The organism is Anaerobacillus sp. (genome assembly GCF_046314235.1).
Lineage (GTDB): Bacteria > Bacillota > Bacilli > Bacillales > Anaerobacillaceae > Anaerobacillus.
Genome location: NZ_JBKBWN010000009.1, coordinates 65,495 through 90,816, shown reverse-complemented (window position 1 = coordinate 90,816; position 25,322 = coordinate 65,495). Strand labels below are relative to the sequence as shown.

The 25,322-nt window shown below is 37.9% G+C and carries 22 protein-coding genes and 1 riboswitch; of the genes, 16 read left to right on the top strand and 6 right to left on the bottom strand.

What is annotated here, in order from left to right:
• Positions 1–31 precede the first annotated feature (31 nt).
• Complete coding sequence (locus ACK4M9_RS13985; RefSeq protein WP_409851689.1) at positions 32–922, top strand: ROK family protein; 891 nt, start codon at positions 32–34, stop codon at positions 920–922.
• 75 nt (positions 923–997) lie between these two features.
• Here ACK4M9_RS13985 and ACK4M9_RS13980 read toward each other — a convergent pair whose 3' ends face one another.
• Positions 998–1,948: a L,D-transpeptidase family protein gene (locus ACK4M9_RS13980; protein ID WP_409851686.1), complete on the bottom strand. Its 951-nt coding sequence runs from the start codon at positions 1,946–1,948 to the stop codon at positions 998–1,000.
• Positions 1,949–2,355: 407 nt separating this feature from the next.
• Between ACK4M9_RS13980 and ACK4M9_RS13975 the strand changes: the two genes are divergently transcribed.
• The 3 genes from ACK4M9_RS13975 (at position 2,356) to ACK4M9_RS13965 (ending at position 4,958) form a co-directional block, all read left to right on the top strand.
• Positions 2,356–2,799, top strand: a complete 444-nt coding sequence (locus tag ACK4M9_RS13975; protein WP_409851683.1) for an SRPBCC family protein — start codon at positions 2,356–2,358, stop codon at positions 2,797–2,799.
• Positions 2,800–3,086: 287 nt separating this feature from the next.
• Positions 3,087–3,311 (top strand): hypothetical protein, encoded by a 225-nt coding sequence (locus tag ACK4M9_RS13970; RefSeq protein WP_409851681.1) that lies wholly within the window; start codon positions 3,087–3,089, stop codon positions 3,309–3,311.
• A 213-nt stretch (positions 3,312–3,524) separates the two neighbouring features.
• Positions 3,525–4,958, top strand: a complete 1,434-nt coding sequence (locus ACK4M9_RS13965) for a UDP-N-acetylmuramoyl-L-alanyl-D-glutamate--2,6-diaminopimelate ligase (protein ID WP_409851679.1) — start codon at positions 3,525–3,527, stop codon at positions 4,956–4,958.
• A gap of 107 nt (positions 4,959–5,065) precedes the next feature.
• Here the strand turns inward: ACK4M9_RS13965 and ACK4M9_RS13960 are convergent, their stop codons facing one another.
• Positions 5,066–6,511: a D-alanyl-D-alanine carboxypeptidase family protein gene (locus tag ACK4M9_RS13960; RefSeq protein WP_409851676.1), complete on the bottom strand. Its 1,446-nt coding sequence runs from the start codon at positions 6,509–6,511 to the stop codon at positions 5,066–5,068.
• A 265-nt stretch (positions 6,512–6,776) separates the two neighbouring features.
• On the opposite strand from ACK4M9_RS13960, the gene ACK4M9_RS13955 reads away from it, so the two are divergent.
• The 6 genes from ACK4M9_RS13955 to ACK4M9_RS13930 all read left to right on the top strand — a co-directional run bounded on the left by ACK4M9_RS13955 (position 6,777) and on the right by ACK4M9_RS13930 (position 15,664).
• Entirely contained in the window at positions 6,777–8,258 is a 1,482-nt protein-coding gene (locus ACK4M9_RS13955) for a C40 family peptidase (RefSeq protein WP_409851674.1), read from the top strand.
• A gap of 261 nt (positions 8,259–8,519) precedes the next feature.
• Entirely contained in the window at positions 8,520–11,720 is a 3,201-nt protein-coding gene (locus ACK4M9_RS13950) for a pullulanase (RefSeq protein ID WP_409851671.1), read from the top strand.
• A 183-nt stretch (positions 11,721–11,903) separates the two neighbouring features.
• A riboswitch (cyclic di-GMP riboswitch) is annotated at positions 11,904–11,986 on the top strand.
• A 29-nt stretch (positions 11,987–12,015) separates the two neighbouring features.
• Entirely contained in the window at positions 12,016–12,501 is a 486-nt protein-coding gene (locus ACK4M9_RS13945) for a hypothetical protein (protein ID WP_409851668.1), read from the top strand.
• Positions 12,502–12,523: 22 nt separating this feature from the next.
• The gene (locus ACK4M9_RS13940; RefSeq protein ID WP_409851665.1) at positions 12,524–13,495 is read left to right on the top strand and encodes a coiled-coil domain-containing protein; all 972 of its coding nucleotides are present in this window, start codon (positions 12,524–12,526) and stop codon (positions 13,493–13,495) included.
• A 313-nt stretch (positions 13,496–13,808) separates the two neighbouring features.
• Positions 13,809–14,516 (top strand): RNA polymerase sigma-I factor, encoded by a 708-nt coding sequence (gene sigI / locus ACK4M9_RS13935; RefSeq protein ID WP_409851662.1) that lies wholly within the window; start codon positions 13,809–13,811, stop codon positions 14,514–14,516.
• Positions 14,516–15,664 (top strand): anti-sigma-I factor RsgI family protein, encoded by a 1,149-nt coding sequence (locus ACK4M9_RS13930; RefSeq protein WP_409851659.1) that lies wholly within the window; start codon positions 14,516–14,518, stop codon positions 15,662–15,664. The genes sigI and ACK4M9_RS13930 overlap by 1 nt, the downstream gene beginning before the upstream one ends.
• Before the next feature lie 50 nt (positions 15,665–15,714).
• On the opposite strand, the gene ACK4M9_RS13925 is transcribed toward ACK4M9_RS13930, so the two are convergent.
• The 4 genes from ACK4M9_RS13925 to ACK4M9_RS13910 form a co-directional block, all read right to left on the bottom strand.
• Positions 15,715–16,272 carry a methyltransferase family protein gene (locus tag ACK4M9_RS13925; protein WP_409851656.1) on the bottom strand — a complete coding sequence of 186 codons (558 nt, stop codon included), beginning with the start codon at positions 16,270–16,272 and terminating at the stop codon, positions 15,715–15,717.
• A 172-nt stretch (positions 16,273–16,444) separates the two neighbouring features.
• The gene (locus ACK4M9_RS13920) at positions 16,445–16,720 is read right to left on the bottom strand and encodes a hypothetical protein (RefSeq protein ID WP_409851653.1); all 276 of its coding nucleotides are present in this window, start codon (positions 16,718–16,720) and stop codon (positions 16,445–16,447) included.
• Positions 16,721–17,002: 282 nt separating this feature from the next.
• A complete protein-coding gene (locus tag ACK4M9_RS13915) occupies positions 17,003–17,344 on the bottom strand; it encodes a spore coat protein (protein WP_409851651.1) in 342 nt (113 codons plus the stop codon).
• A gap of 14 nt (positions 17,345–17,358) precedes the next feature.
• Positions 17,359–17,634 carry a hypothetical protein gene (locus tag ACK4M9_RS13910; RefSeq protein WP_409851649.1) on the bottom strand — a complete coding sequence of 92 codons (276 nt, stop codon included), beginning with the start codon at positions 17,632–17,634 and terminating at the stop codon, positions 17,359–17,361.
• Between the two features lie 281 nt (positions 17,635–17,915).
• On the opposite strand from ACK4M9_RS13910, the gene ACK4M9_RS13905 reads away from it, so the two are divergent.
• From ACK4M9_RS13905 to gcvH, 6 genes are all read left to right on the top strand, one after another.
• Complete coding sequence (locus ACK4M9_RS13905) at positions 17,916–20,303, top strand: 3-hydroxyacyl-CoA dehydrogenase/enoyl-CoA hydratase family protein (protein ID WP_409851646.1); 2,388 nt, start codon at positions 17,916–17,918, stop codon at positions 20,301–20,303.
• A 29-nt stretch (positions 20,304–20,332) separates the two neighbouring features.
• Positions 20,333–21,511, top strand: a complete 1,179-nt coding sequence (locus ACK4M9_RS13900) for an acetyl-CoA C-acetyltransferase (protein ID WP_409851643.1) — start codon at positions 20,333–20,335, stop codon at positions 21,509–21,511.
• 216 nt (positions 21,512–21,727) lie between these two features.
• A complete protein-coding gene (locus ACK4M9_RS13895) occupies positions 21,728–23,509 on the top strand; it encodes an acyl-CoA dehydrogenase family protein (protein WP_409851640.1) in 1,782 nt (593 codons plus the stop codon).
• 487 nt (positions 23,510–23,996) lie between these two features.
• Complete coding sequence (locus ACK4M9_RS13890) at positions 23,997–24,188, top strand: hypothetical protein (RefSeq protein WP_409851637.1); 192 nt, start codon at positions 23,997–23,999, stop codon at positions 24,186–24,188.
• A 61-nt stretch (positions 24,189–24,249) separates the two neighbouring features.
• A complete protein-coding gene (locus tag ACK4M9_RS13885) occupies positions 24,250–24,606 on the top strand; it encodes an arsenate reductase family protein (RefSeq protein ID WP_409851634.1) in 357 nt (118 codons plus the stop codon).
• Positions 24,607–24,752: 146 nt separating this feature from the next.
• Entirely contained in the window at positions 24,753–25,136 is a 384-nt protein-coding gene (gcvH, locus tag ACK4M9_RS13880; RefSeq protein WP_409851632.1) for a glycine cleavage system protein GcvH, read from the top strand.
• Positions 25,137–25,322: the final 186 nt, after the last annotated feature.

The window sequence follows — 25,322 nt, the reverse complement described above, 5'->3', positions numbered from 1 at the left end:
TTTGACTTAGACAAAGAAAGGAATGGTAGCCATGTTTAAGCATACCATTGGTGTCGATTTAGGTGGTACAAATCTTCGTGTCGCCTTAGTTTCTGAAAGCGGTAGGATTATAAAAGAATTATCACGGAAAACTGAGGCAAATAAAGGTCCGGATTTTGTCCTTGCCAATTTGGTTGAAATGATTAAAACGACTCAAGGAGATAATGAAGTTGGGTCAATTGGAATTGGTTGTCCCGGTCCACTTGATCCTTATCATGGCGTGATCCTAAGCCCACCTAACTTGCCGGGTTGGGATGAGGTTCCTCTTGTCCAAATGCTTGAACAGCATTTTTCTGTTCCTATTGTTCTTGATAATGATGCCAATGCTGCAGCCCTTGCCGAAGCAAAATTAGGAGCTGGCGTGGGTCATCAAAGTGTGTACTATATTACATGGAGTACAGGAATTGGTGGTGGTTTTGTTATTGATGGGAAATTGTTCAAGGGTGCTCAAGGTTATGCCGGAGAAATCGGCAACATGATCATTCAGCCGAAGGGATACCAACACGCTAACCTAAATGCAGGTGCGTTAGAAGCAGTAGCAAGTGGAACTGCAATTGGCAGAATTGGGAAGCTTAAACTAGGAATTTCAGGTGGGGCAGAGGAAGTATTTCGGTTGGCCGAACAGGGACAGATAGAAGCTATTGCAATATTAGAAGAAGCTGTTGACTACTTAGCGATGGGAATGGCAAATATCGTTCATTGCATAAACCCTGAAGTTTTTATCTTAGGTGGTGGCGTGATGCAGTCGAAAGAGTTAGTCTTTGAGAAACTTCTCGATACAGTAAGAGGGTATGTTTACCCAACATTGCAAGACCAAATTCTAATAAAGCCTGCAGCCTTAGAAACAAAGGCTGGTATTATTGGGGCAGCTTTGCTTCGATAAATTTAATGCGTAAAATAGCCACCGTCTCTCGTAAGAAGATGGCTATTTTTATTTGTTCTGGATAATGAGGTCGGTCTACTTCAACAATCTTGAATAGCCCCAGATGGCATCATATTCTCCTAAGTAATGACCTAATCTTTTAAAGTTAGTTTGAATTTCTAGTGCGGTTTTTTCATTAATTATAGTTTCAGGAATAGTTAGATTTTCTTGTTCAGATGGTGGTAGATTTGGTTGCTTTTTTGGTGGTGGAGTAGTGGTATTGACTAATTTGGATGGAGGATTTCGTAACGTTTTGATTGTTTGAGCACCGACAAGTCCGTCTACAGTTAAGCCGTGCTCATGTTGGAACGTTAGAACAGCCAGCTCAGTAGCTTCATCAAAGCTGCCGCTATCACCAGGGCTATATCCAAGAATGGCAAGTGCGTTTTGTAAATCTATTACTTGTTCGCCATGGCTACCAAGCTGTAAAACTGTATGTCTACCTATTGTTGGTGCAGAACCCATCGTTGTTTCAATAATCTCATTACCATAAGTTTTGGCAATCGCGTCAAAGGAGCTTGTCGAAGTAGTGATGATAACCTGGGTGTTTTCTGCTACAATATCAAACAGCCAGATTACTTCATCATTATGCATGCGAATACAGCCTTTGCTCACATAATTTCCGATCGAAGCAGAGTTACTATTGCCATGAATCGCATAAGTAGTTCCCCATGTCCCTCGTGCGTTTAGGCCAAGCCAACGAGGTCCAAGTGGATTCGTTGGATCGCCTCCTGGAATATTATCTTTATAATAAGGCCTATTGACGATCTTATTGACAATCTTAAAGTTTCCTTCGGGTGTTAAAGTAGGGCTTTTTCCAGTTGCTACTTGAAATATCCGATTAAGCTGATTATTTTCATAATAGGCCAATTCGTTACTTGCTTTGTTAATAATAATGAATTGTCCTCCCTGTGCGGATGTTGATGCAGGAATTAAAAAAGAAAAGAAAAAGCATAAAATAAACGAATAGATTAATAGTCTCTTCATAATAAAACCTCCCGGCTGCTAAGCTGCTAGTTAATGTGTATTCTGTATAGCCTGTAATGGTTACGGTTAAAATCCGTCGATTTTTTAAAAAATAGCTTCAGCAATGTCTAGAATGGTCAGAGCCTCCTCCTTAGAGAATTGTTAGTATCTAATCCAATAGACGTCAAATAATGGAAAAAGTTACAAACAATTTTACTAGGTGCCTGGCACCTAATATGGACAAAAGACTAAAATGTTCACCCTACGTGTACAAAAACAAAGGTACCTGACAGAGTAGCTGATTTAGCGTTGTTGCATGTGGCAACTTACGGAATAGGTCTTCCTAAAATCGTTAGGCATGAAAAATAAGAGACATACATATATCATAAGGGAATCACTTCTTGTTATTAGTGAAGGAGGAAATCCCAGTGAAGGTAGTAGAGTATAGCGTTATTATTAATAAACCAGTTAATGAAGTCTTTTCTTTTATCGAGGATTTGAGGAACAGATCGAAGTGGGAACACGGTGTGATTGCAGTGGAAGTACTTTCGGGGAAATACGAGGAACGAGGCGCAGTAATTCAAATTACGAATCAAGTGTTAGGCAAAAAAATGGAGACCATTGCTGAGGTAGTGGAATATGAGGAAAACAAACGTGTCGTTTGTCGAGCCGAGAAGCCATTCATGCATGAAATTGCTAACATTTATGAGGATATGAATGGGAAAACGAAATTCACCCGCAGAGCCACTGCTAACGTAGATAGTCACAGCAGTTTAACAAAATTTACTTCAGCATTATTAGTCAAAAAGATAGAAAGTGTCTTTCAGAAAACCGTTCAAAATGCAAAAGTCGAAGTTGAAAAAGCTACATAACAAATTAATCAACAAAGAGAGGTTACCCTTAAAACAAAGTAACAGTCACCTCGGACGATTCGAGGCGAATAGAAAGTGAGATCTAACCGACGCTATGGACTTTTTACTAGATATAACTTTTTAGGTGTGTAATAGGTAGTGCTTCTCAGAAATAGTAATTGGGTTTTAATAAAAACTAAAAAACTTTAATACCTTTATCCTATTTTTTTATTTAATCGTTGTAGTATACTAATCATATGCAAAATCCGACATCAACCGACGATATTTGAGGTAAAGGAGTTAGGGAAATGCTTTTAGGTTTATTGCTTCAAAGAGAAACTTTAAAAAAAGCGTCTTATGCGACATGTCCAAGTTGCCTGAAAAAAAGTGAAGTAGATTTGTGGGATAAGCAAACTAGGGCGTTCCTTGGCGATGACATTCCTAGTATTAAGAATGCTAAAAAAACAAAGATCCCGTATCAATGTCCAGAGTGTTATTCTGGTCATTTGTCAAAGAGTATAAAAATAACTTAATTAAAAATGGAAGATATAACAGCTTAACCTATTACTATAAATTAAGATAATAGAAATAGGACAATAGAGAAGAGGTAGCCTTGTGCTGCCTTCTTCTTTTTTTATTCAGTTTTTTTAAGATGAAAGTTTCCTTCCTTGAATTTACCGTTAGTTGTTTATTTGATCGATCTTTTGGTGATGATAATTGTATATTTTCCCGAAGGAAGTTACTATATGACACAAATTGCATTGACCGACCTACTAAAAGTAATAAACTCATGGAGCTATACTGGCATCCAATCAAATTCAAAACTAATAGAGGAAGGAAATATATTTGTTGCTATTGATGGGACGGCTGTTGACGGTCATAAGTATATTGAGGATGCCATAAAAAGTGGAGCAATAGCTGTTGTTGGACAGAAGGATGTAAGAGGTCTTTCTGTACCATATTTCCAAGTTAGCGACACTCGTCTGGCGATTGGTTTATTGGCTGCTAATTTATATGAGTATCCGTCAACAAAGCATACAATTATTGCAATAACTGGTACAAATGGAAAAACAACGACAGCTTATTTAATTAGACATATTCTAGAGTATGCAGGTGAGAGTTGTTCATTATTTGGAACTGTTGAACACGCAATTAATGGCAAGAAAATTCCTGCCATAAACACAACACCTGACGCAAACTTGTTGCAAAGGTTACTATCTGAAAGTAATGATCGTTATGTTGTCATGGAGGCTTCCTCACATGGAATTGTCCAGCATCGGCTAGAAGGCACGAAAATCGACTATGGGTTATTTACAAATTTGAGCCATGATCATTTAGATTATCATGGGAATTTTGAGAATTACTTTCAAGCTAAAGCACAACTTTTTAATAAACTAAAAAATGATGGTGAAGCGATCATAGGTAGTTATACACCGTGGGGGCTTAAGTTAAAAAAACAATTGCGAGCACAGAGAAAAATTGTTTCAACTTTTGGTGAAAGAGACGAAGATGACCTCCACTTACTTTCAGTTGATAGTTCTAAAAGAACCAGTTTTCAAATAAGGGAAGGCTTTCGAAAAATTGAACTAAATGCACCACTTCCAGGTATACATAATATCTGGAATACAATGCAAGCCTACTTAGTATGTAGAAGAATTGGTTTAGAAACGCCTGAAATTGTCGAAGCATTGAGAACTTTTACTGGAGTGCCTGGACGGTTCGAACAATTTTCTTTTCCAAGGAGAGCAAAGTTTATTGTCGATTATGCTCATAGCCCCGATGCAATCGCACATAGTTTAACAACGTCAAGACATATGACAAAAGGAAGGCTTGTTCATATTTTTGGGTTTCGTGGAAAACGTGATCGCCAAAAAAGAGCAACAATGGTAGAGACATCAGCACAATTTAGTGATGAAGTCATCCTTACCTTAGATGATTTAAATGGCGAAGAATTAGAAGAGATGATAAAGGAAATGAATAGTATCATCTCAAAAGTCGGTCAAGGTAAAACGAAAGTGATCCTAGATCGAACAGAAGCCATCAAATATGCGTGGGAAACGACTAAATTTAGCGATACGGTGATCATAACAGGAAAAGGTCCAGAAAAATATAAACAGCGCTTTTTAATGCCGAGCAATTCTGATCAAGAAACGATATCTTACTTAGAACACTTAAATTAGAAAAAAGAACAAGAGCATCTTGCTTTTGTTCTTTTGAGCGTCAGTTCCAGATATTAAAAATCGCTTTCTACATATGCTAATAGATCTATCTCTATTTTTAAAAAAACTCACTTTGAAATAATTGACACTGTTTCAGTTTCAAGCACATCAATTTCCTGTTTGAAAGTAAACCAACCATATAAAAAGTGAATTGGGATGAACATTCTCGCGCGATGAAATTGCAAATCTTTGATCATTGGTAAACCAATGTCACTAGAAGCTTTTGCGTGCACTGTTGCTCGATTAATTTGTTCAAAAATTTGTCGGACAACGTCTTCTGTTATATATAAATCGTTATTAAATTCTATTAACGAATTTTCGGTACTTAGTTGTTCATTACCAATTGTTATTTTGAGAGTGCTTGGAAAAATTAAAAGTTTATCGAGATACTTTTTGTTATATTTCTCCCTTTCTGCAAAAGCTCGCTCAAACAACTTTCCGGCATCTAAATAGCGTTCGTTAGGTTGCCCATATAAAATTACCGAAATATAATCATAGCCATCTTTATTGGCAAAGCTTACTAACGTATATCTGGCTGGAGTTGTAAATCCTGTTTTCCCACCAGTAATCTCTGGCGTGTATAACGGACTATTTGGTTGAAGATGTTGATTGGTTGATTTCCAGTTTCTTATCGATTCCTCGCCATCTTCACGAGTGAAGGTAGCCCTATATCTAGCGGTACTAATGAGTGGGGTAAATCCGTTTATTTTTGTAGCTGCGTAACCTATTTTGGCCAAATCTTCTGCGGTTGTATATTGATCAGGATCATGGTAGCCATGAGGATTCGTAAATTGTGTGTTAGTTGCTCCTAATTCAATGGCTTTTTGATTCATTAACTCAACAAAAGCTTCTTCGGACCCGGCTATATGAACTGCTATGGCAACGGCCGCATCATTTCCAGACGGAAGCATTAATGCGTATAAAAGTTGTTCAAGAGTAAGCCTATCTCCTGGGCGGATGTGAGCTTTGGAACTGTCGTAAGGAATATTTTCAATCTCACTTGAGACGGTCACGTCTTCGTTTAGATCTCCCAGTTCTAAGGCAAGTAAAGCAGTCATGATTTTTGTTGTGCTAGCAGGGTAAAGACGCTCGCTACTATTCTTTGAAAACATAACACTACCTGTTGTTGTATCAACAATAATAGCTGCTTTAGCTTCGACTTCTTCCCAAAACGTGAGCGGTGGTAATTTTATTTCATTTATAAATAGCTTATCAAGTCCGTAAAGACTTTGTTTACGGAGCATAGGAGGTGTCGTTATTGAAAGTTGATCACCGCTTGTAATTACGTTACCTTGAAAAGAATGAACAATTTCCATAAGTGGAAAATAGCTTTTCCCCTCAAAACTGAGCATTGATTTTTGGGACACCTTTTCTTCGTTATTTATTTCAATCGAAAAGGAATTTGACTTGGCATAGATGGTTTCCGTTTCTAGCTTTTCTCCATAACTAATTCCAGTAGCCAAGAAAAAGTAGGCGAAGAAAAAGGCGAAACAGTTGATAAGATTTTTAATCACACTAGATGCCTCCTATAATGATCTCACTTTAGTTTAATACATAATATGAGGAAGAGGTAGAACATATTTTTAGAAAAATAAGGACATTTTTTGCTCAGCTTCGTTTATCGTTTTTTAACCTAGGATAATATGAAACTCTATTTTTGAGAAGCTATAGTAATCTTACTCTACAAAGAAATAGATAAGAAAATATTATAATTTATATAGTAGAAATCATGTCACATATTGTAAAATGGTAGTAGTATATGCTAAAGGTGGTAAGAAAATGAATCAAAAACCAAATGGAATAAAAACTGCTACCGTAACTGCATCAATTGCTACCGGAATAAGTTTGTTTATGTTATCGCCCCATGGAGTTGAAGCGGCACTTGGAGATCAACCATTAAAGCCTAATATGAGGCATCAGGATGTCAAAGAACTTCAAGATGTGTTGAAACAAAAGGGTTTTTTCACGTATCATACATCAACAGGTTTTTATGGAGAGATTACCAAAACGGCTGTTGAACAATTTCAACAGGCGAATAATCTACCGAAAACTGGAACTGCAGATCAAAAGACACTAGATTTATTAACCTCAAAAGCAACTAATCAAACTTCAAAAGCTACTAGTCAATCAACGAGTAGTCAAACCTTGAAAGTTGGCTCTAGGGGACAAGCTGTTACAAGTTTGCAAGATAGCCTAAGGGCAATTGGTGTTTTTCAACATAAGTCAACAGGCTATTTTGGATCAATAACAGAAACGGCGGTCAAACAAGTTCAGACTAGAAATGGGCTGAAAGTAACTGGAGTGGCTGATCAAGGAACATTGCAAGCGATTGAAAAAATGACCAATACTCAGCAGGAGCCAAGTAGGAGTGCAACAGTTTCAAAGACGTTGAAAATTGGTTCTAGCGGTCAAAGTGTTTCAGAGCTGCAAACGTTATTAAAAGAAGCAAGCCTTTTTAAGCATCATACGATTACTGGATACTTCGGCGAAATTACGGCAACAGGAGTCAGAGATTTTCAGAGACTAGTAAACATTAAAGTTACCGGACAAGCTGATGCGAGTACTGTGCAAGCATTGAGAGAACATGTGCGCAAGTTAAAGGAGACCCCAGCCACACAACCTCAACCTAGCCAAAATACGAGCGCTTTTTTACTGAAAGTTGGCGTGTCAAATGATTCGGTTCGAGACTTGCAACATCAACTAAAAGCACTAGGTTACTTTAATCATAATGTGACAGGTTATTTTGGCCCGATTACAGAAACAGCTGTAAAGAAGTTTCAAACCGATCAAAAGCTTATTGCAGATGGGCTTGTTACGACGGCGACAATACAAAAAATAGTCGAAGCCTCAACGAAAAACTTACTAGATGCTATTGTCTTGCCATCTGAATTAAACAGTCAATTTAACGTTATTAATCTTGTAGCAGACGCTTCACAAATGCTAGGCACCCCATACCTATGGGGCGGTACTACATCAGCAGGCTTTGATTGCAGTGGGTTTATTCAGTACATTTTTCAAAAAAGTTCGATTTCACTACCAAGAACAATTGCACAAATGTGGAATGTAGGTACAAACGTAACTGAGTTAAAAGTTGGTGATGTTGTCTTTTTTGAGACATATATGCCTGGACCATCTCATGCCGGTATATTTATTGGCAATAACCAATTTATTCATAGTGGATCATCTACAGGAGTGACAATTAGTAGTCTATCAAATAGCTATTGGAGCAGCAGATATTTAGGAAGTAAAAGATTGCATTAATTACAATCGACGAGGTGTCAATAGAGTTAGAGTGGGCACATGGAACCTTGCCATGTGCCCTTTATGTTCGGTCGGTTTTCCTGACGGGCACATCTAGCCCTTCTATGTTATAAAAGGATTGCTAGTTTGTTGAAAACATTATATAATTTTAAGAATGGAAACGATTGCACAAATTTATATCTATAACCATATGGAATTATTTCTTTTTTTTACAATGAAAGTGCAAGCGTTTACACCATCTAAAAGGAGTGTTTCAACAAGATGAAAAAGAGCATGAATAGGTTAGTAGTATTTTTAATGTTATTTTTAATGTTTTTTTCTTTAGGGAATTTTTCTTTCTACCCTACGGGAAATGCAGAAGAGGTCACGAGCGCCATTCCGGCAAACTCAGTACGAATATATTATGAACGAACAGATAATGACTTTGAAAACTTAGGTTTATGGATTTGGGATGATGTTGCAGAACCGTCGTCAAGTTGGCCGACAGATGCAATGCCATTTCAAGTTGGTCAGAAAGATCGATTTGGGGCTTATGTTGATGTCCCACTAGCTGCTGGAGCAAACAAAATTGGCTTTTTAGTAGTAGACCGTGAATCCGGGGAAAAAGATGGTGGTGATAAGTCTTATACAATTTTATCACCTGATATGAATGAGATAGGAATTAAGCAAGGCTCAGATGAGGTATTCCCATTAGGTGCTAATGGAAATATTCTTGCTGAAAATACAGTTCGCATTCATTACGTAAGAGGAGACGCTTCCTATGATGAGTGGGGTCTTTGGATTTGGGATGATGTAGCTAATCCTTCAGAAAATTGGCCGACTGGAGCCGTACCTTTCACTGAAGGTAGCCATGGCGCTTATGTCGATATTCAATTAAAAGAAGGTGCACAGAAAATTGGCTTCCTTGTTGTAAATCGCAATGATGGACAACAAACTGGAGACATGTCTTTTACAATGGTAGACGAATTTAAGCAGTTGTGGATTCGAGAAGGGGACGAAAAAGTGTATGTAACGCCAGATTGGCAGTCACCGATCGGTCTTTTATCAGGAGAATTAATCTCTGATCAAAAAATAACGGTTAAATTTACAAGCACGAGTGAACTAGATGAGGGACAATTGCAAGAGGATTTGACGGTTGTTAACAAGGATGATGAGGAAGTCTCGATTGCGAGTGTAAGTATTATTAATGATAGTACGGTTGAAATTAATGGCGAATTTGATCTAGAAAAACTGCCGTTCAAAGTGACATTTGAAGGGAAAACGATCACAGCTAATTCTGGCTGGAGATTAATTGACGAGCTTTACGGGTACGATGGTGAGCTAGGTGCAACGCTACATGCTGATGGCACGGCAACATTAAAGTTATGGTCACCAATGGCCGAGAGTATTAATGTGATTTTGTACGATAAAAATGATCAGTTTACGATTGTCAAAGATGATATCGAAATGAAAAAAGGTGATCGTGGTGTATGGGAGGTTACTCTTAACGAAGCGACAACTGGTGTCAGAAATGTTAGAGGGTATTACTATCACTACGAAATCGAACACGGTGGTGAAAAGAAGCTAGCTCTTGATCCATATGCAAAATCAATGGCTACATGGAATAACTTCGGTGAATACCCGATTGGTAAAGCGGCAATTGTAGATCCAGCAACAATTGGTCCTGAGTTAGACTTTGCAAAAATTGTTGGATTTGAAAAAAGAGAAGATGCGATTATCTATGAAATTCACGTACGTGATTTTACCTCAGATCCGAGCATTGAAGCTGAACTTTCTGCTCAGTTTGGGACATTTGCAGCGTTTACCGATAAATTAGATTATATTGCTGATTTAGGTGTAACACATGTTCAGCTTTTACCAGTCATGAGCTACTTCTGGGGAGATGAGTGGGCTAGCTCTGAAAGAATTTTAGACTACATTTCAACAGGGACGAACTACAACTGGGGTTACGACCCACATAGTTATTTTTCGCTTTCTGGAATGTACTCTGAAAATCCAGACGATCCAGAATTGAGAATCAAGGAATTTAAAACGTTAGTCAATGAAATTCATAAGCGTGGTATGGGCGTTGTTCTCGATGTTGTTTATAACCACACTGCTAGAGTCAATATTTTTGAAGATTTAGTTCCAAATTATTATCATTTCATGGATGCAGATGGTACGCCAAGAACGAGCTTTGGTGGTGGGCGTCTAGGGACGACTCATAAAATGGCACGAAGAGTACTAGTTGATTCAATAACCTATTGGGTGAATGAGTTTAAGGTTGACGGGTTCCGCTTTGATATGATGGGTGATCACGATGCAGAAAGTATTCAGGAAGCTTATGACAAAGCAAAGGAACTAAATCCAAACATTATTATGATCGGTGAAGGCTGGAGAACGTTTGTTGGTGATGAAGGTGAAAGAGATATTATGCCAGCTGACCAAGATTGGATGCAATACACCGAAAGTGTTGGTAGTTTCTCTGATGAATTTAGAAATGAATTAAAGTCTGGATTCGGTAGTGAAGGAGAGCCAAGATTTATCACGGGTGGACCACGAAATATCAAACAAATCTTTGATAACATTAAGGCACAACCGCATAATTTTGTGGCGACACATCCTGGTGATGTTGTTCCATACATCGAAGCACATGATAATTTAACGTTACATGATGTTATCGCGCAATCGATTAAGAAAGACCCAGAATTCCACGAACAAGAAATTCACGAACGAATTCGAATTGGAAATGCAATGGTGTTAACGGCGCAAGGTAAAGCATTTATCCATGCAGGGCAAGAGTTTGGTCGTACAAAACAGTTTAGAGCAGAAACAACTGAAGCACCTTATAAGTCTACGTATATGGAAGATGAAAATGGCGTACCGTTTACGTATCCATATTTCATTCACGATTCATACGACTCGTCAGATATCATTAATATGTTTGATTGGAACAAAGCGACAAATAAAGAGGAATATCCAATTCATAATCTTACGAGAGACTACACAACAGGACTTATTGAACTGAGAAAATCAACAGATGCGTTCCGACTTGGCAGCAAAGAATTAATTGATACTAATGTTACATTAATTAATGCTCCTGAGATCCAAGCTCAGGATTTAGTCATCGGTTATCGTAACGAAGCGACAAATGGTGATGCCTATTATGTATTTGTGAATGCTGATACTGAGGCAAGAGTCTTATCGTTAGATTTGGATTTAACTAGCGGGATTGTCATCGTAGATAAAGATGAAGCAGGAGTAACGCCAGTAGCAAATCCAACTGGTTTCGAGCTTTCAAGTGAGCAAATTACAATTGAGCCATTAACGACAATCGTAGTGAAAGTAGCTTCAGAGGATGGTGCGGCTGCACCAACGCCAGAAGCTCCAGAAAATAATAACTTGATGAACTGGTTGTTTGTAGTCTTGGCGGTTTTAGTAGCGGGAGCTATTACATTTTATGTAAAAAGAAAGAAAGCGTAAGGATGAGTATCGAGAAGAAACCACAATGGCAATTTTGCTTTTTGTGGTTTTTTTATTTTTTTAAGAAACGCTAAACTGCAGCAAAGTAAACTAGTTTAATCAAACGTTTAATTAATTTTAAAATAATATTATTTCCCCCCCTAAAAATTAAAAGCTAACCGTATAGATAAGCAAGGACGGAAAACAAGTCAAAGGCAAAGCCATTGAAAGGTGGTGACGCAAAGCTAAAGGGACTAAGGGTTAGCCTATGTCAGCCAGTTGCCAGTTGATAAAAAGTGAATAAGAGGTGACTTTTATGAGTCAAAAGGCAGTACATATTTTTCTAATGATTTCTTTTCTTTTACTAGTCGGCTGTGGTAAAGCTGCCGAAGGGGTAACTGAAGACAAAAGGTTAGGAACTGATTCTGACTTTTACGACAATCCAGATCAAGGAATACGCATTAAGGCAGCAGATGGTTGGGTCATTGAGAAAGTAACTGCTAAAGGTATTAAGGTAAAAAATGAAAAATTAGTAGCTATGATTTCAGTTATCCCAAAAGGCAAAACCGTTTCAGAAATTAAAAAAGAACTTCAAAAAGCGGCAGGCAATGTAACGGTTACCGGTGAAGGGTTAAATTTTATCTCGTGGCAATCAGAGCGACAGGAAAGTATTTATACAGGGGTTTGGATCGAAGAACAGTCAAATCGCCATGTAATTGTGACGATCATGACGCCAAACGAGTTGTACGAGGAGAACAAAGCAAAGATTGAGGCATTCCGAGAGAGCATCAAATTATACTAAATGGGATTAGGGAGAGATGAAGATGATGAAGAAAGTTGTATCAACTGCAATTTTAGTAAGTGGTTTAACAATGGGTGGGGTTACTTTTGCTGAAAAAGAGGTAGAAACAGAAATTCCAACAGTGGATGAAATTTCAGTTGACGAAGAAAATGCAGTTTTTGAAGAAGAGGTTAGTGAAGATTTAGACGTAAATGAGCTTGACTCAGATCTAAGTGAACTTACCCGCGATATGAAAGAGACTGAGGCCGAGTTAACAGAGGATATCGTTGATAGTGCAATTATACAAGACGAATTAATCGAATTAATTGAAATCGAACTAGAGAATGCTATTGAGGCTGGTAATGAGGAAGCTGTAGAAGAATTACTAGAGGACTATAATCTTCATTTAGAGGAAACGGAAAAAGTTCTTGAAGAAGCTGCAGAAGCAGGTGAGGAACTTGATGAACTAGAGGAAGTAATCACAGAAATTCGCTCAAAAAGAGGCCAAAATCTATTAGCGTTATTAGAACGAGAAGATCTTCCAGAGCAAGCGAAAGCAGGGATTAGAAAAGCGCTAGCAAATCAAGAAAGAGCTATGCAAAAAGCTGCTGAAGCTCGTCTGCGTGCAAGCCTAGAGGATGCTGAAGAAGAACTGAACGAAGAAGTTGAAGAGATTGAATTAGAAGAACCAGTTCAAGAAAACGAAGAGCAAATCGAAAAAGTGGAAAAAGAGTTCAATAAAGCGGAGCGAAAAAATCAAAAAGCTGAAGCTAAGGTAGAAAAAGCCCAGGCAAAGACTACACAAAAAGTAGAAAGAGCTTCTGCAAAGGCTGAGCAAAAAGCAGAAAAAGCACAAGAAAAGGCTACTAATAAGGCAGAAAGAACTTCTACAAAGGCTGAGAAAAAAGAAGGGAAAGCTGAAGCAAAGTCCGACACTAAATCAGAAAAAGCTTCTTCGGAAAAGAACCAAAGAGGTAACGGTAACGATAAAGGGAAACAAGGTGGAAGACCTTAATTTAACATAGAAGAGACTAACTCAAATGATTATTTACTTTAATGAATTTCAATTTTATATTATCGCCATTTAGATACTATATGTAGTTGCGTAAAGTCACTCGCAACTACATATAGTTTGATATGGCTCATTTTTGGTAAATATGAAATTCATTTACTTAAGGTGACTTTAAAAATAAGCTTGCTTAAGTATAAAGGTGAGGAAGTCTCTTCATCTTTTGGTAATATCCTGTAAATGTAAAAAAAGCTTGAAATTATTCCTTTATCAAATCATAGTAGAGAATGATGTAATATCGGTAAAGGAGGCGTGGGGAATGGAAAGTGTTAATGTAATTGAAGCGACTACTAATGCCCAAAGTGGCGATGAACTTGTCCGTGAACGATTAATTCGTCATTATAAGCCCTACGTACTCAATGCTGTTGGTCATATTTGTAAAAAATATGTCAGCTGGAGTGAAGAGGAATCTAGTATTGGTTTAATTGCATTAAATAAAGCGATCGATACGTATGATGCTTCGAAAGGACGAAGCTTTGTCAATTATGTTTATTTATTAATTAAAAGAGATCTCATTGATTTTTTTAGAAAAGAGCAGCATGAGAAGCACTATACATTTAATGAACATGATGAAGAAAATTTCCAGTCTCAATATGAAGTAGAGCATTCTTTGAAGAATTACGAAAAGGAATTGCAAGCCAATAGTCTAGTAGAAGAAATATTAGAGTTAAGTGAGGCGTTAAGTCGTTTCCAGATCAAATTTGAAGACCTTGAAAAGTTTTCTCCAAAACATAAAGACACGCGTGAACGCTTATTTGAGATTGCTGATGTATTCATTGAAGATGAGGATTTTATCGATCAGCTTCTTCATAAAAAAAAATTCCCTACAACGAGCTTCGTAAAGAAAACTGATTATAATGTAAAAACAATTGAGCGTCATCGTAAATATTTGATCACGTTAGTATTGCTAAAGCTAAACCCACAATGGACGCATTTACGTGGATTTATTCAAGGAGGTGGCAGTTGATGAGCAGGAAGAGCACGGAAGGAATAGTCGTTAAGGTAACTGAAGATGTGATTGTATTGCTTTGCCCAAATGGAACGTTTAAGAATGTAGAAAGATCCTCTCAAGCAGCACCACCACTTATGGGAGAACGATATATTCATGTGGAAAAATCTATTTCGTGGTTTAAATATATGTCAATGGCGGCAGTCATGTTTTTAGCTATCGTCGCTTATCTCTTTTTCCCGTTCCAAGAAGATAATTATTTATATGTAGTAGCAATTGACATTAACCCTAGTATTGAACTCCACTTAAATGAGCAGATGAAAGTTGTCAAAACGGTTAGTTACAACGAAGAGGGGGAAGAACTACTTTCTTCTATTAACAGTACTGGTTTGACTTTCAACGAAGCATTAGAGAAGATTATCGATTATTCCTTTGATGAGGGTTATCTTATAGATGGAAGTGGATTTGTAGAAACTGCAGTGATCTCACTAAAAGAAGAAAATCAGGATCACATCGCAGAAATTGAGCATGCGTTAATATCTAGTACGGAACTAGATATTGAAGTGAAGATTTCGCAAACTAATATTGAAACATATGACGAAGCCAAAACGTTGCACGTTTCGATTAACAAGTTAAACTATTTAAAAGAGCTTAAAAACGAAGGTTTAATTGAAAATGTAGCAGAAGCAAAAGGGAAAACAGTCTCAGAATTAAGAAAAATGAAAGATGAAGACAAGAAACCGAAAGCCCCTCGTGAGAATAATGGCAAAGGTGACATCAACAAGCGAGAGTCACAGGGAAGCAATAATAAAGATAACAATCAAAAATCGCAAGAAAAGAATAATAAAGGTGAACAAAAAAAACCAGAGACCAAGGAAAAAGGTCGTAAAGGTGACTTACCTTCTAATGCCAAGCCAAATCAAAACAATAAAGGTGGGGCTAGCAACAACGATAAGAAGCCCGCTCATGCAGAAAAACAGAATCGGAATAATGGCGGAAAAGGCAATCAAGGTAAGGGAAATAAACAGGAAACATCAGTTAATGTTCATCCGTACGTAAATAAAGGTGGAAATCCAGTAAAAGAACATCGAGGTACTATTCGCTCTCAGGAAAATGGACGGCCTATGGTTGAAAATAAAAAACCTCCTGTAAAGGGAGGAAAATAAGGTGCCAGGCACCAATGAAATCATTTCATTGGTGCCTGGCACCTTCATGTTTAATACAAAAACGGAAACAAGCGGAAGCGGTGGCGACACCAACTTTGATAAATTTCTCCGTATTTTTCGGATAGTATTTGTTCTTCTAATGACATTCGATAATGCAGTATACTTCCAAACACAGGGAAAACAATTAGTAGTGCAATGATATGCCCACATATAAACAAACATAATCCTAATGTAATTAGGAAGAGTCCGACATGAAATGGGTGTCTAGCAAAACGATAAGGACCATAACTAAGCAGTGGTCGATCCTTATGTTGATGTATAGTTCTCGTAAAGTAATGTCGCATGACATAGTAAGCCCAATAACGAATAAAAATCCCCATAATTAGTAAAACAATACTAATCGTTCTTAATAATAGGCTTTCCTCGCCAGTATAAAACCTTGAAAAAGTGATGCTAACAATGACACATAGTAGGAAGCTTGCTTGTAATAAAACAAGGCTCCCATCTCTATTAGTACGGTCCTCCTTCCTAAGTTGATCCTTAAATAAGATAAATTGAATAATCCAAAGTCCAACAACGATGCCAAAAATAATTATGTCCTTTTCCATATAGTTAATATGCTATTTTTATTAGGTTTTTATCCGCAATCGCTATGGCGATTATCTGAAAATTATTTGATTGGCCCATATTATGTGAAATATAAAATCAAGCGTGTTTGGCCATAAAAAAATACCTTACCGTTTTGGTAAAGTATCGTTTATAAATTATGTAATAAATGCGTTATGAAGAATGATATTTTGTGCCTCTAGTTGGTTTTAAGGTGATGTTTGCAATGTAAGGATATTCATTTTTATGAAACTTCTCAATTAGATGTAAGAAACCACTAATTAACTGTGACTCACTGTTTTGAAAGTCATCAAAAAGAGCTTCAATTTCCATTCGTAACGTACCTTGAAAATCAAAGTTTTGCTGAACAGCTTTAAGGGCTGAATTTTTGTCTTTACTGGAGGATAAAATGCTTAAAATCATTGAGGCATATATAGTACTATCCTTCATCTATCTGACGCTCCCTTTTAAATCGTTTCCCTGCTTGTCGCCCCTAGGCAGGCGCTCTGCACTTTTCTTAACACCTTTACTATTATAACAGTAAAAAAAGGGAATTGAACAAAATTTTACAAAAAATTATATATCTTTTCTAAATTGTCGAACAAAATTTGCTGTTACAGTATCTTCGATAAAAAAACTGTAAAGCTATAATGGATTTATGGATCCGGGGTCTATGTGCGTTCTTTTATCCGTAATAGAAAAGGACTTGCGTCGATGCAAGTCCTTTTCATTTTAAGAAAGTGTGTTATTTTGGTATGGGAATTGATTTGAATACCCAGAGAACTGTTGGTAAGCTTGAGTAAGTTTTTCCTGCTGGGCAGCTTCAAACGAATACCAACCTTTTTTAAACATTAAATTGAATAACTGACGTTGGCAATCCTGTGTTTCGTTAAAAATTTGATTTAAATCTTGGTATAAGCTATCATGGCTTGCTTCGTTCATAGCAACGCTATAAGAGCTAGTCATATACTTTTCTGTTGCAAGGCAATCATTAATGAAATCACGATCACTCATTTGTGGTGTTTCTGGTGTTTGTGTTTTTGGGTTTTCAATTTTCATATTTTGGTTGCTCATTGTTTTCTTCCCCCTTATTGCAATTGGCTTTGCGAAGGCTGGTTTGGATTTTGTAAGTGGCTAATAATTTTTTCGTAATGACGTTGGTGCATTTGGCCACATTGCTCAAGTGCCGTTTTGATTTCTGGGTCCATACATTGCTGCGCAAAAAAGTGTGCTTTTTTCATCGCCAATAAATTCCAGCTTAACATATCAGAAATATAAAACTGGTCTTTACCTGTCACGATTGTTGGTGGTTGCGACATAATACCTTGTTGCCCGCTTTGGTTTTGCTGCATTTGTTGTTGCATTTTGTATACCTCCTTATGGAAAATGAAAGACATGCTTTCGCTATATTGTTTGTCATTATAAAACGAACTATCCTACCTATATTTTGTTTAAATGGAGGAGGATAAAAAGAAAAATTCAAAATAAATTAAAGTTTTCTGAAGATTTATATTGCACAATTTTGTGAAATCTTTTATAGTTAAACTGTAAACAAGAATAGGATTTTTATGTTGCGCATTGATGTGCAAAATTTTTTCTTCAAAAAATGAATGAGTATTCATTCAAAGGAGAGAAGGAGGTACTTATGATCAGAAGAATCGGTAAAGTAGCTATTTTAGGATCAGGAGTCATGGGATCTGGAATTGCCGCCCATCTAGCGAACATTGGCATTCCAACACTTTTATTAGATATCGTCCCACGTGACCTAACAGAAGAGGAAAAACAAAGAGGGCTTACATTACAAGATATGCAAGTGCGTAACCGTTTAGCTCAAAACTCCATACAAAAATTACTTAAACAAAAACCTGCTCCACTCTCAGAAAAGGGACATATTCAGTTAATTGAAGCTGGGAATATGGAAGATGACATGAAGCGCCTTAGTGAAGTTGATTGGATCGTTGAAGTGGTCGTTGAGAACTTGGAAATTAAAAAGAAAGTTTTTGCCTTAGTTGACGAAAATCGTAAGGCAGGGAGTATCGTTAGCTCCAATACTTCAGGTATTTCTATAGAAGCAATGGCTGAGGGACGATCTGAAGATTTCCGTAAACACTTTCTAGGAACGCATTTCTTTAACCCACCAAGATACTTAAAGCTTCTTGAGGTTATTCGGACGAAAGAGACAAGTGATGAAGTCTTCCAATTTATGAAACAATTTGGTGAAGATGTGCTAGGGAAGGGTGTTGTTGAAGCAAAAGACACGCCAAACTTTATCGCCAACAGAATTGGAACTTATGGATTGTTAGTGACTGTCGCTGAGATGGTCAAAGGTGGTTATTCCGTCGGAGAAGTTGACTCTGTTACGGGCCCTGCGTTAGGAAGACCAAAAAGTGCGACGTTCCGTACTTTAGATGTTGTTGGTTTAGATACATTTTTACACGTAGCAATGAATGTCTACGACCAAGTAGAAGGCACCGAAAAAGCTGTCTTTGATCCGCCACAATTTATGCGTGATATGGCAGAAAAAGGTTGGCTCGGTAGTAAGTCAGGTCAAGGGTTTTTCTTAAAGAAAAAAGGGGAAAACGGCAGTGAAATTCTTGAACTTGATTACAACACAATGGAGTATGTAGCAAGTAAGAAAATGAAAGCGCCATCAGTTCAAGCGAGTAAGCAAGCAAAAGGTAAGAGTGAAAAATTAAAAGCTCTTGTATATGCCAAGGATCGCGCTGGTGAACTTGTTTGGAATATCTTAAAACCTGTACTTCTCTACTCTGCCGAAAAAGCAACAGAAATTGCCGATGATATTTTATCGATTGACCAAGCAATGAAGTGGGGGTTTGGCTGGGAATTAGGACCATTTGAAACTTGGGATGCGATTGGTGTAGCAAAATCAGTGGAGCGAATGGAAGCTGAAGGTGAGCAAGTACCTGTTTGGGTAAAAGAAATGCTTGAAAAGGGCCATAAATCGTTCTACGAAGGACGTAACCGTTTTTACAACAATGGCGAATACAAACAAGCAGCTGAAAATCCAAAGGTTATTCATATAAAAACCCTTAAAGAAAATAACAATGTCATTAAAAAGAACTCAGGTGCATCACTCATTGATATTGGTGATGGGGTAGCATGCTTAGAATTTACCTCACCGAATAATTCCATCGGTTTAGATGTTATGCAGATGATTAATTACTCTATAGAAGAAGTTGCAAAGAACTACAAAGGTCTCGTTATCAACAATCAAGGCAAGAACTTCTGCGTTGGCGCGAACTTAATGATGATTTTAATGGAAGCTCAAGATGATAATTTCTTTGAAATTGATTTAGTAGTTCGTCAGTTCCAACAAGCGATGGCGAATATCCGCTACTCACCAAAACCTGTTATTTCAGCTCCATTTGGGATGACACTTGGTGGTGGAACTGAAATTTGTTTACCGTCTGCTCGAATTCAGGCTTCTGCTGAAACGTATATGGGCTTAGTTGAAGTCGGTGTTGGTTTAATCCCTGGTGGTGGCGGAAATAAAGAGCTTTATTTAAGACTTTTAGAAGGCCTACCAGAAGGAGCACAAATTGACTTGCAGGCAATTGCTAATCGAACGTTTGAAACAATTGCCATGGCTAAAGTATCAACTTCTGCCCATGAAGCAGCGAAACTTGGTTTCATCCGTCCACAAGATGGAATTAGTATGAACGGAGATCACCTATTGCATGATGCGAAAGAACATGTCTTGCACTTATCAAACCAAGGCTACCAACCGCCACAACGAAAGAAAATTCCTGTCGTTGGTGAAAGTGGTTATGCAACGATGTTGTTAGGAGCAAAAACGATGCAGTTTGGTGGTTTGATTTCCGACCATGACCTAAAGATTGCCCAAAAGCTAGCCTTTACGATTGCTGGTGGAAGAGTTGCAAAAGGCACTCTTGTCGATGAGCAGTACTTACTAGATATCGAACGAGAAGCATTTTTAAGTCTTGTTGGTGAACCGAAAACGCAACAGCGGATGCAATATATGCTTACAAAAGGGAAACCGTTACGTAACTAAAGTACGAATCATAAAGGAGGGAAGATATCGTGAAAGAAGCAGTGATTGTTGCAGGTGCAAGAACACCTGTCGGAAAAGCAAAAAAAGGAACATTAGCGAGTGTTCGTCCAGATGATTTAGGGGCACTTACGGTAAGAGAAACTCTCCGTCGAGCTGGGAATTTTGATCCGAGTAAAATAGATGATGTCATATTCGGTTGTGCGATGCCTGAAGCAGAACAAGGGATGAATATGGCGAGAAATATTGCCGCTTTAGCTGGGGTGCCTGACACCGTTCCAGCGATTACAATTAACCGTTATTGTTCTTCAGGATTACAAAGTATTGCTTATGGTGCAGAGCGAATTATGCTAGGTCACGCTAGTGTGATCTTAGCTGGTGGTGCAGAAACGATGACGATGATTCCAATGGGTGGTCATGTCATTGCACCAAACCCAACATTAGTTGAAACGGCTCCAGAATATTATATGGGCATGGGCTTTACTGCTGAAGAAGTGGCTCGTAAGTATGAAATCAGCCGTCAAGATCAAGATGCCTTTGCAGTTGAAAGTCACCGTAAAGCTGCAAAAGCAATTGAAGAAGGAAAGTTTGATGATGAAATTGTTCCTGTCGAAGTAACGCTTCGCTCTGTAGGGGCTAACAATAAGCTAAAAGAAAAGAAAATTTTATTTGAAAAAGATGAAGGAGTTCGTCTTGATACAACTTTAGAAGGTCTCAGTAAATTACGCCCAGCGTTCCATCCAAAAGGAACGGTCACAGCAGGTAATGCGTCACAAATGAGCGATGGAGCAGCCTCTGTACTAGTCATGGATCGTGCGATGGCAGAAGCAGAAGGGTTAACCCCTTTAGTCAAATTTCGGTCATTTGCTGTAGCAGGTGTACCACCACAAATAATGGGGATCGGTCCTGTTGAGGCAATTCCAAAGGCACTAAAGCTAGCTGGGTTGGAGCTCTCTGACATTGGATTATTTGAACTAAACGAAGCATTTGCTTCGCAATCGTTACAGGTTATTCGTCACTTAAATCTCGATATCGATAAAGTCAACGTAAACGGTGGCGCGATTGCTCTAGGTCATCCACTAGGTTGTACAGGAACGAAATTAACGTTATCACTTATTCATGAAATGAAACGTCGCGGTGAGCAATTCGGGGTCGTAACGATGTGTATCGGTGGCGGTATGGGTGCAGCTGGCGTGTTTGAATTATTGTAAAGTTTAAAGTTCATGAGGGTTTCAGAGATTTTAGATAAGGTTTTCTTTAAGATCAATAGGAATTCTTTTAGATTAATAGGTTGATAGTTTAGGTTGTTTAGGAACTGGGGAATTTGGGTTTTGCTAATTCATAACCTTATGAGGACGCAAACCATTCTCCTCGGTCCTTTCTCAACTCACTTCTCTCAGCCTTCACTAAAAAAAGGGGGTTTTATCATGGAAACGGTTGATAAAGTAATTAAAGGTGGAAGCTTTTTATTAGATGATATTACTGCGGATAAGGTGTTCACTCCAGAAGACTTTACTGATGAACAAATTATGATCGCGAAAACGACGGAAGATTTTGTAGTCGAGCAAGTAGTTCCAGAAATTGAGTATATCGAAAAGCACGAATTTGATCGTTCTGTACGATTATTAAAGGAAGCGGGAGAACTCGGACTATTAGGCGCAGATGTTCCAGAAGAATACGGTGGCATCGGCTTAGACAAGATTAGTTCATCATTAATCACTGAGAAGTTTGCATTGTCTGGGTCATTCTCATTAAGCCATGGTGCACATGTTGGGATTGGTTCATTGCCGATCGTATTTTTCGGTAACGAAGAGCAGAAGAAGAAGTATTTACCTGGACTTGCAACAGGTGAGTTACTTGCCGCTTATGCACTAACTGAGCCGAGTTCCGGTTCTGATGCATTGAGTGCTAAGGCTACTGCGAAGTTGAATGAAGCAGGAACACACTATGTCTTAAATGGTGAAAAGCAATGGATTACAAACGCAGGTTTTGCTGATGTATTCGTTGTTTATGCAAAAATTGATGGCGAGCACTTCTCTGCCTTTATTGTTGAACGGGATTATGAAGGGGTATCAACTGGTCCAGAAGAAAAGAAAATGGGAATAAAAGGCTCATCTACACGTACATTAATTTTAGAGGATGCTTTAGTTCCTAAAGAAAACCTCCTTGGAGAAATCGGCAAAGGCCATGTTATCGCCTTTAATATTTTAAATGTTGGTCGTTATAAGCTTGGGGTAGGTTGTGTCGGTGGCGCAAAACGCGGGATTGAATTATCTGTAAAATATGCGAATGAGCGTAAGCAATTTAAACAACCAATTTCACAATTTACACTAATTCAAGAAAAGCTAGGCACAATGGCAGCTGTAACATATGCGGCTGAAAGTTCAATTTACCGAACAGGTGGCTTAATTGAGGATAGCTTTAACGCATTATCAGATGAACAACAAAAAGACGGAAAAGCGGTAGCAAAAGCAATTGCGGAATATGCGATTGAATGCTCACTTAATAAAGTATTCGGATCAGAAGCACTTGATTATGTAGCTGACGAAGGAGTTCAAATTCACGGTGGTAACGGCTTTATGGCTGAATACGAAATTGAGTCAGTATACCGTAATTCTCGTATTAACCGTATTTTTGAAGGGACAAATGAAATCAATCGCATGCTTGTACCAGCAACAATTTTACGTAAAGCGATGAAAGGTGAGCTACCATTCTTAGAGAAGGCTACATCATTACAAGAAGAACTAATGATGATGATGCCACAAGAAATTGGTGATGAGCCACTAGAACAAGAAAAATATTTAGTGTCAATGGCAAAGAAGGTATTCTTAATGATCGCTGGAACAGGTGCTCAAAAATACGGTCCAGAACTTCAAAAAGAACAAGAAATTCTTTCAAGAGTTGCCGATCTTGCAAATGAAGTATTCGCAATGGAATCAGCGGTTTTAAGAACTGAAAAAGCAATCAACAAAACTGGTGTTGACGCAAATCAACAAAAGCTATTAATGACACGCGTATATTGTCAAGAAGCGTTTAATCGCATTGAAGCGGTTGCCAAGGAATCATTAGTAACAATGGAAGAAGGCGATACATTACGCACAATGCTTTCAATTTTACGTAAACTAACACGTCATACACCAACAAATGTAGTAGCTCTAAAACGCCAAATTGCGCAAAGAATAATTGAAGCTGAGCGTTACGTTGTTTAATTAATTTCGCGTGTTTAAGTGTTACCTAGCAAATTATCTCTCTTTTTTATGTTAGCAAATTTGGGGCCATCGGTTCCAAAATTAATATCCTCCTTTCTAAAGAAAGGGCATTCTCCTCTCTACTGAAAAAGTCCCGTAATGGGGCTTTTTCACTTTATTGGAATTTCCTATACCCTTAGCGGTATATTTTTAGTTTGGATAGAAAATGTCATGTTTTGGCTAGTAATTGCCTATTTTTGGATAGTAAAAAAGAAATTTGGATAGTAAACCTCAAAGTTTGGATAGTAACATAACACAATTATCAAAAAAACAGCTTTTTTAACAGAAAAAGTGAGCTCACTAGTAGCAAAGTTAACAGTTGGAAAGAAGGGAAACAATTTTTTGAAGATGAATCACAACGACACTCGATCGAAAAGTATGTTCGCACGGGTATTTTCGAATACTATCCTAGAACACGGTGAACAATTTTCACAGAAAGAGGTGTCCGATGAAGAAAGATCGCGAAAATGAGATTGTTTATGACGGCCGCTTAGAGCTAGATGATACGTTCGCAAAAGAATTTGATGGAATTGACCAAGGAGTTCAAGATGGCATCCAGGAATCGTGGAGTTCTGGTTTAGTAGAAGAAAACATTGGTGAAAAACGAGCAGAAGATGTGAAAGATCGGTTCGATTCGTAGTATGATGGCTAAGGGGGATGGGCTAAAACCTATTCCCTCATACTAGGAAGGGGAGAAAGTAATGACTTTAAAAATCTATTTATATCCTAAATGTGGGACATGCCGCAATGCGAAAAAATGGTTAGAAACAAATGGTATTGATTTTGAAGAAATACATATTGTTGAAAATCCACCAGCAAAAGCAGAACTTAAAAGCTTGTATGAAAAAAGTAACTTGGAGTTAAAGAAATTTTTAAATACAAGTGGTCAAAAATACCGTGAATTAGGGATGAAAGACAAACTAAAAGTTGCCTCAGAAGATGAAATTTTAGAATTATTAAGTTCTGAAGGAATGCTCCTAAAGCGCCCTATTGTTTCTGACGGAGAAACGGTTACTGTAGGCTTTAAAGAAGAGTTATTTGCAGAAACTTGGAAGTAGAGGCGAGTTTTAAGTATAGCTGGATAACATAAGGCTGCGGATACCAAAACTGTAACTTTAAACTGAACACTAATATAGGTATAATAGTAATTGGAAAGTTTTTCTGCCATAATGGTCTATAAGTGAAAAATTGGAGGGATTTTAAGATGAGTTTACCAAAAGAATTAAAGTATTCTGAAGAGCATGAATGGGTAAAAGTAGAAGGCAATCAGGTACGTATTGGGATTACTGATTTTGCACAATCAGAATTAGGTGACATTGTATTCGTTGAGCTTCCTGAAGTTGGAGATGAAATTGAAGCTGATGAGCCATTTGGTAGCGTTGAATCAGTAAAAACGGTTTCTGAACTTTATGCACCTCTTAGTGGTAAAGTAGTTGCTGTTAATGAAGATCTAGATGATTCCCCAGAGCTTGTTAATGAATCACCATACGAAAAAGCTTGGATGATTACAATTGAGCTAAGTGACGAATCAGAATTAGACAAGCTTATGACAGCAGAAGAATACGAAGCGATGATTAAAGAAGACTAATATAATCAAAAAGACTCTCACCAAGTGGTGAGAGTCTTTTTTCGGCCAGAAGATTTGCTAGTCGGCGCTTAGCGGGGCGCTTCAGCATTTCGTTACGTCTAGCTTCAGTGCCCAGCCCCTCGAAGCAAATAACCTGCCAATATAAAAAGTGTAAAAACCACACTTTTTAATTGTCAGAACATTTGC

Bases quoted from the DNA above. Each gene is read 5' to 3' on its own strand.
- ACK4M9_RS13955 (WP_409851674.1), top strand. From the start codon at position 6,777: ATGAATCAAAAACCAAATGGAATAAAAACTGCTACCGTAACTGCATCA.
- ACK4M9_RS13905 (WP_409851646.1), top strand. From the start codon at position 17,916: ATGATCAGAAGAATCGGTAAAGTAGCTATTTTAGGATCAGGAGTCATG.
- ACK4M9_RS13945 (WP_409851668.1), top strand. From the start codon at position 12,016: ATGAGTCAAAAGGCAGTACATATTTTTCTAATGATTTCTTTTCTTTTA.
- ACK4M9_RS13985 (WP_409851689.1), top strand. From the start codon at position 32: ATGTTTAAGCATACCATTGGTGTCGATTTAGGTGGTACAAATCTTCGT.
- ACK4M9_RS13965 (WP_409851679.1), top strand. From the start codon at position 3,525: ATGACACAAATTGCATTGACCGACCTACTAAAAGTAATAAACTCATGG.
- ACK4M9_RS13910 (WP_409851649.1), bottom strand. From the start codon at position 17,634: ATGCAACAACAAATGCAGCAAAACCAAAGCGGGCAACAAGGTATTATG.
- ACK4M9_RS13915 (WP_409851651.1), bottom strand. From the start codon at position 17,344: ATGAGCAACCAAAATATGAAAATTGAAAACCCAAAAACACAAACACCA.
- ACK4M9_RS13925 (WP_409851656.1), bottom strand. From the start codon at position 16,272: ATGGAAAAGGACATAATTATTTTTGGCATCGTTGTTGGACTTTGGATT.
- ACK4M9_RS13895 (WP_409851640.1), top strand. From the start codon at position 21,728: ATGGAAACGGTTGATAAAGTAATTAAAGGTGGAAGCTTTTTATTAGAT.
- ACK4M9_RS13950 (WP_409851671.1), top strand. From the start codon at position 8,520: ATGAAAAAGAGCATGAATAGGTTAGTAGTATTTTTAATGTTATTTTTA.
- ACK4M9_RS13970 (WP_409851681.1), top strand. From the start codon at position 3,087: ATGCTTTTAGGTTTATTGCTTCAAAGAGAAACTTTAAAAAAAGCGTCT.
- ACK4M9_RS13890 (WP_409851637.1), top strand. From the start codon at position 23,997: ATGAAGAAAGATCGCGAAAATGAGATTGTTTATGACGGCCGCTTAGAG.
- gcvH (WP_409851632.1), top strand. From the start codon at position 24,753: ATGAGTTTACCAAAAGAATTAAAGTATTCTGAAGAGCATGAATGGGTA.
- sigI (WP_409851662.1), top strand. From the start codon at position 13,809: ATGGAAAGTGTTAATGTAATTGAAGCGACTACTAATGCCCAAAGTGGC.
- ACK4M9_RS13885 (WP_409851634.1), top strand. From the start codon at position 24,250: ATGACTTTAAAAATCTATTTATATCCTAAATGTGGGACATGCCGCAAT.
- ACK4M9_RS13920 (WP_409851653.1), bottom strand. From the start codon at position 16,720: ATGAAGGATAGTACTATATATGCCTCAATGATTTTAAGCATTTTATCC.
- ACK4M9_RS13930 (WP_409851659.1), top strand. From the start codon at position 14,516: ATGAGCAGGAAGAGCACGGAAGGAATAGTCGTTAAGGTAACTGAAGAT.
- ACK4M9_RS13940 (WP_409851665.1), top strand. From the start codon at position 12,524: ATGATGAAGAAAGTTGTATCAACTGCAATTTTAGTAAGTGGTTTAACA.
- ACK4M9_RS13980 (WP_409851686.1), bottom strand. From the start codon at position 1,948: ATGAAGAGACTATTAATCTATTCGTTTATTTTATGCTTTTTCTTTTCT.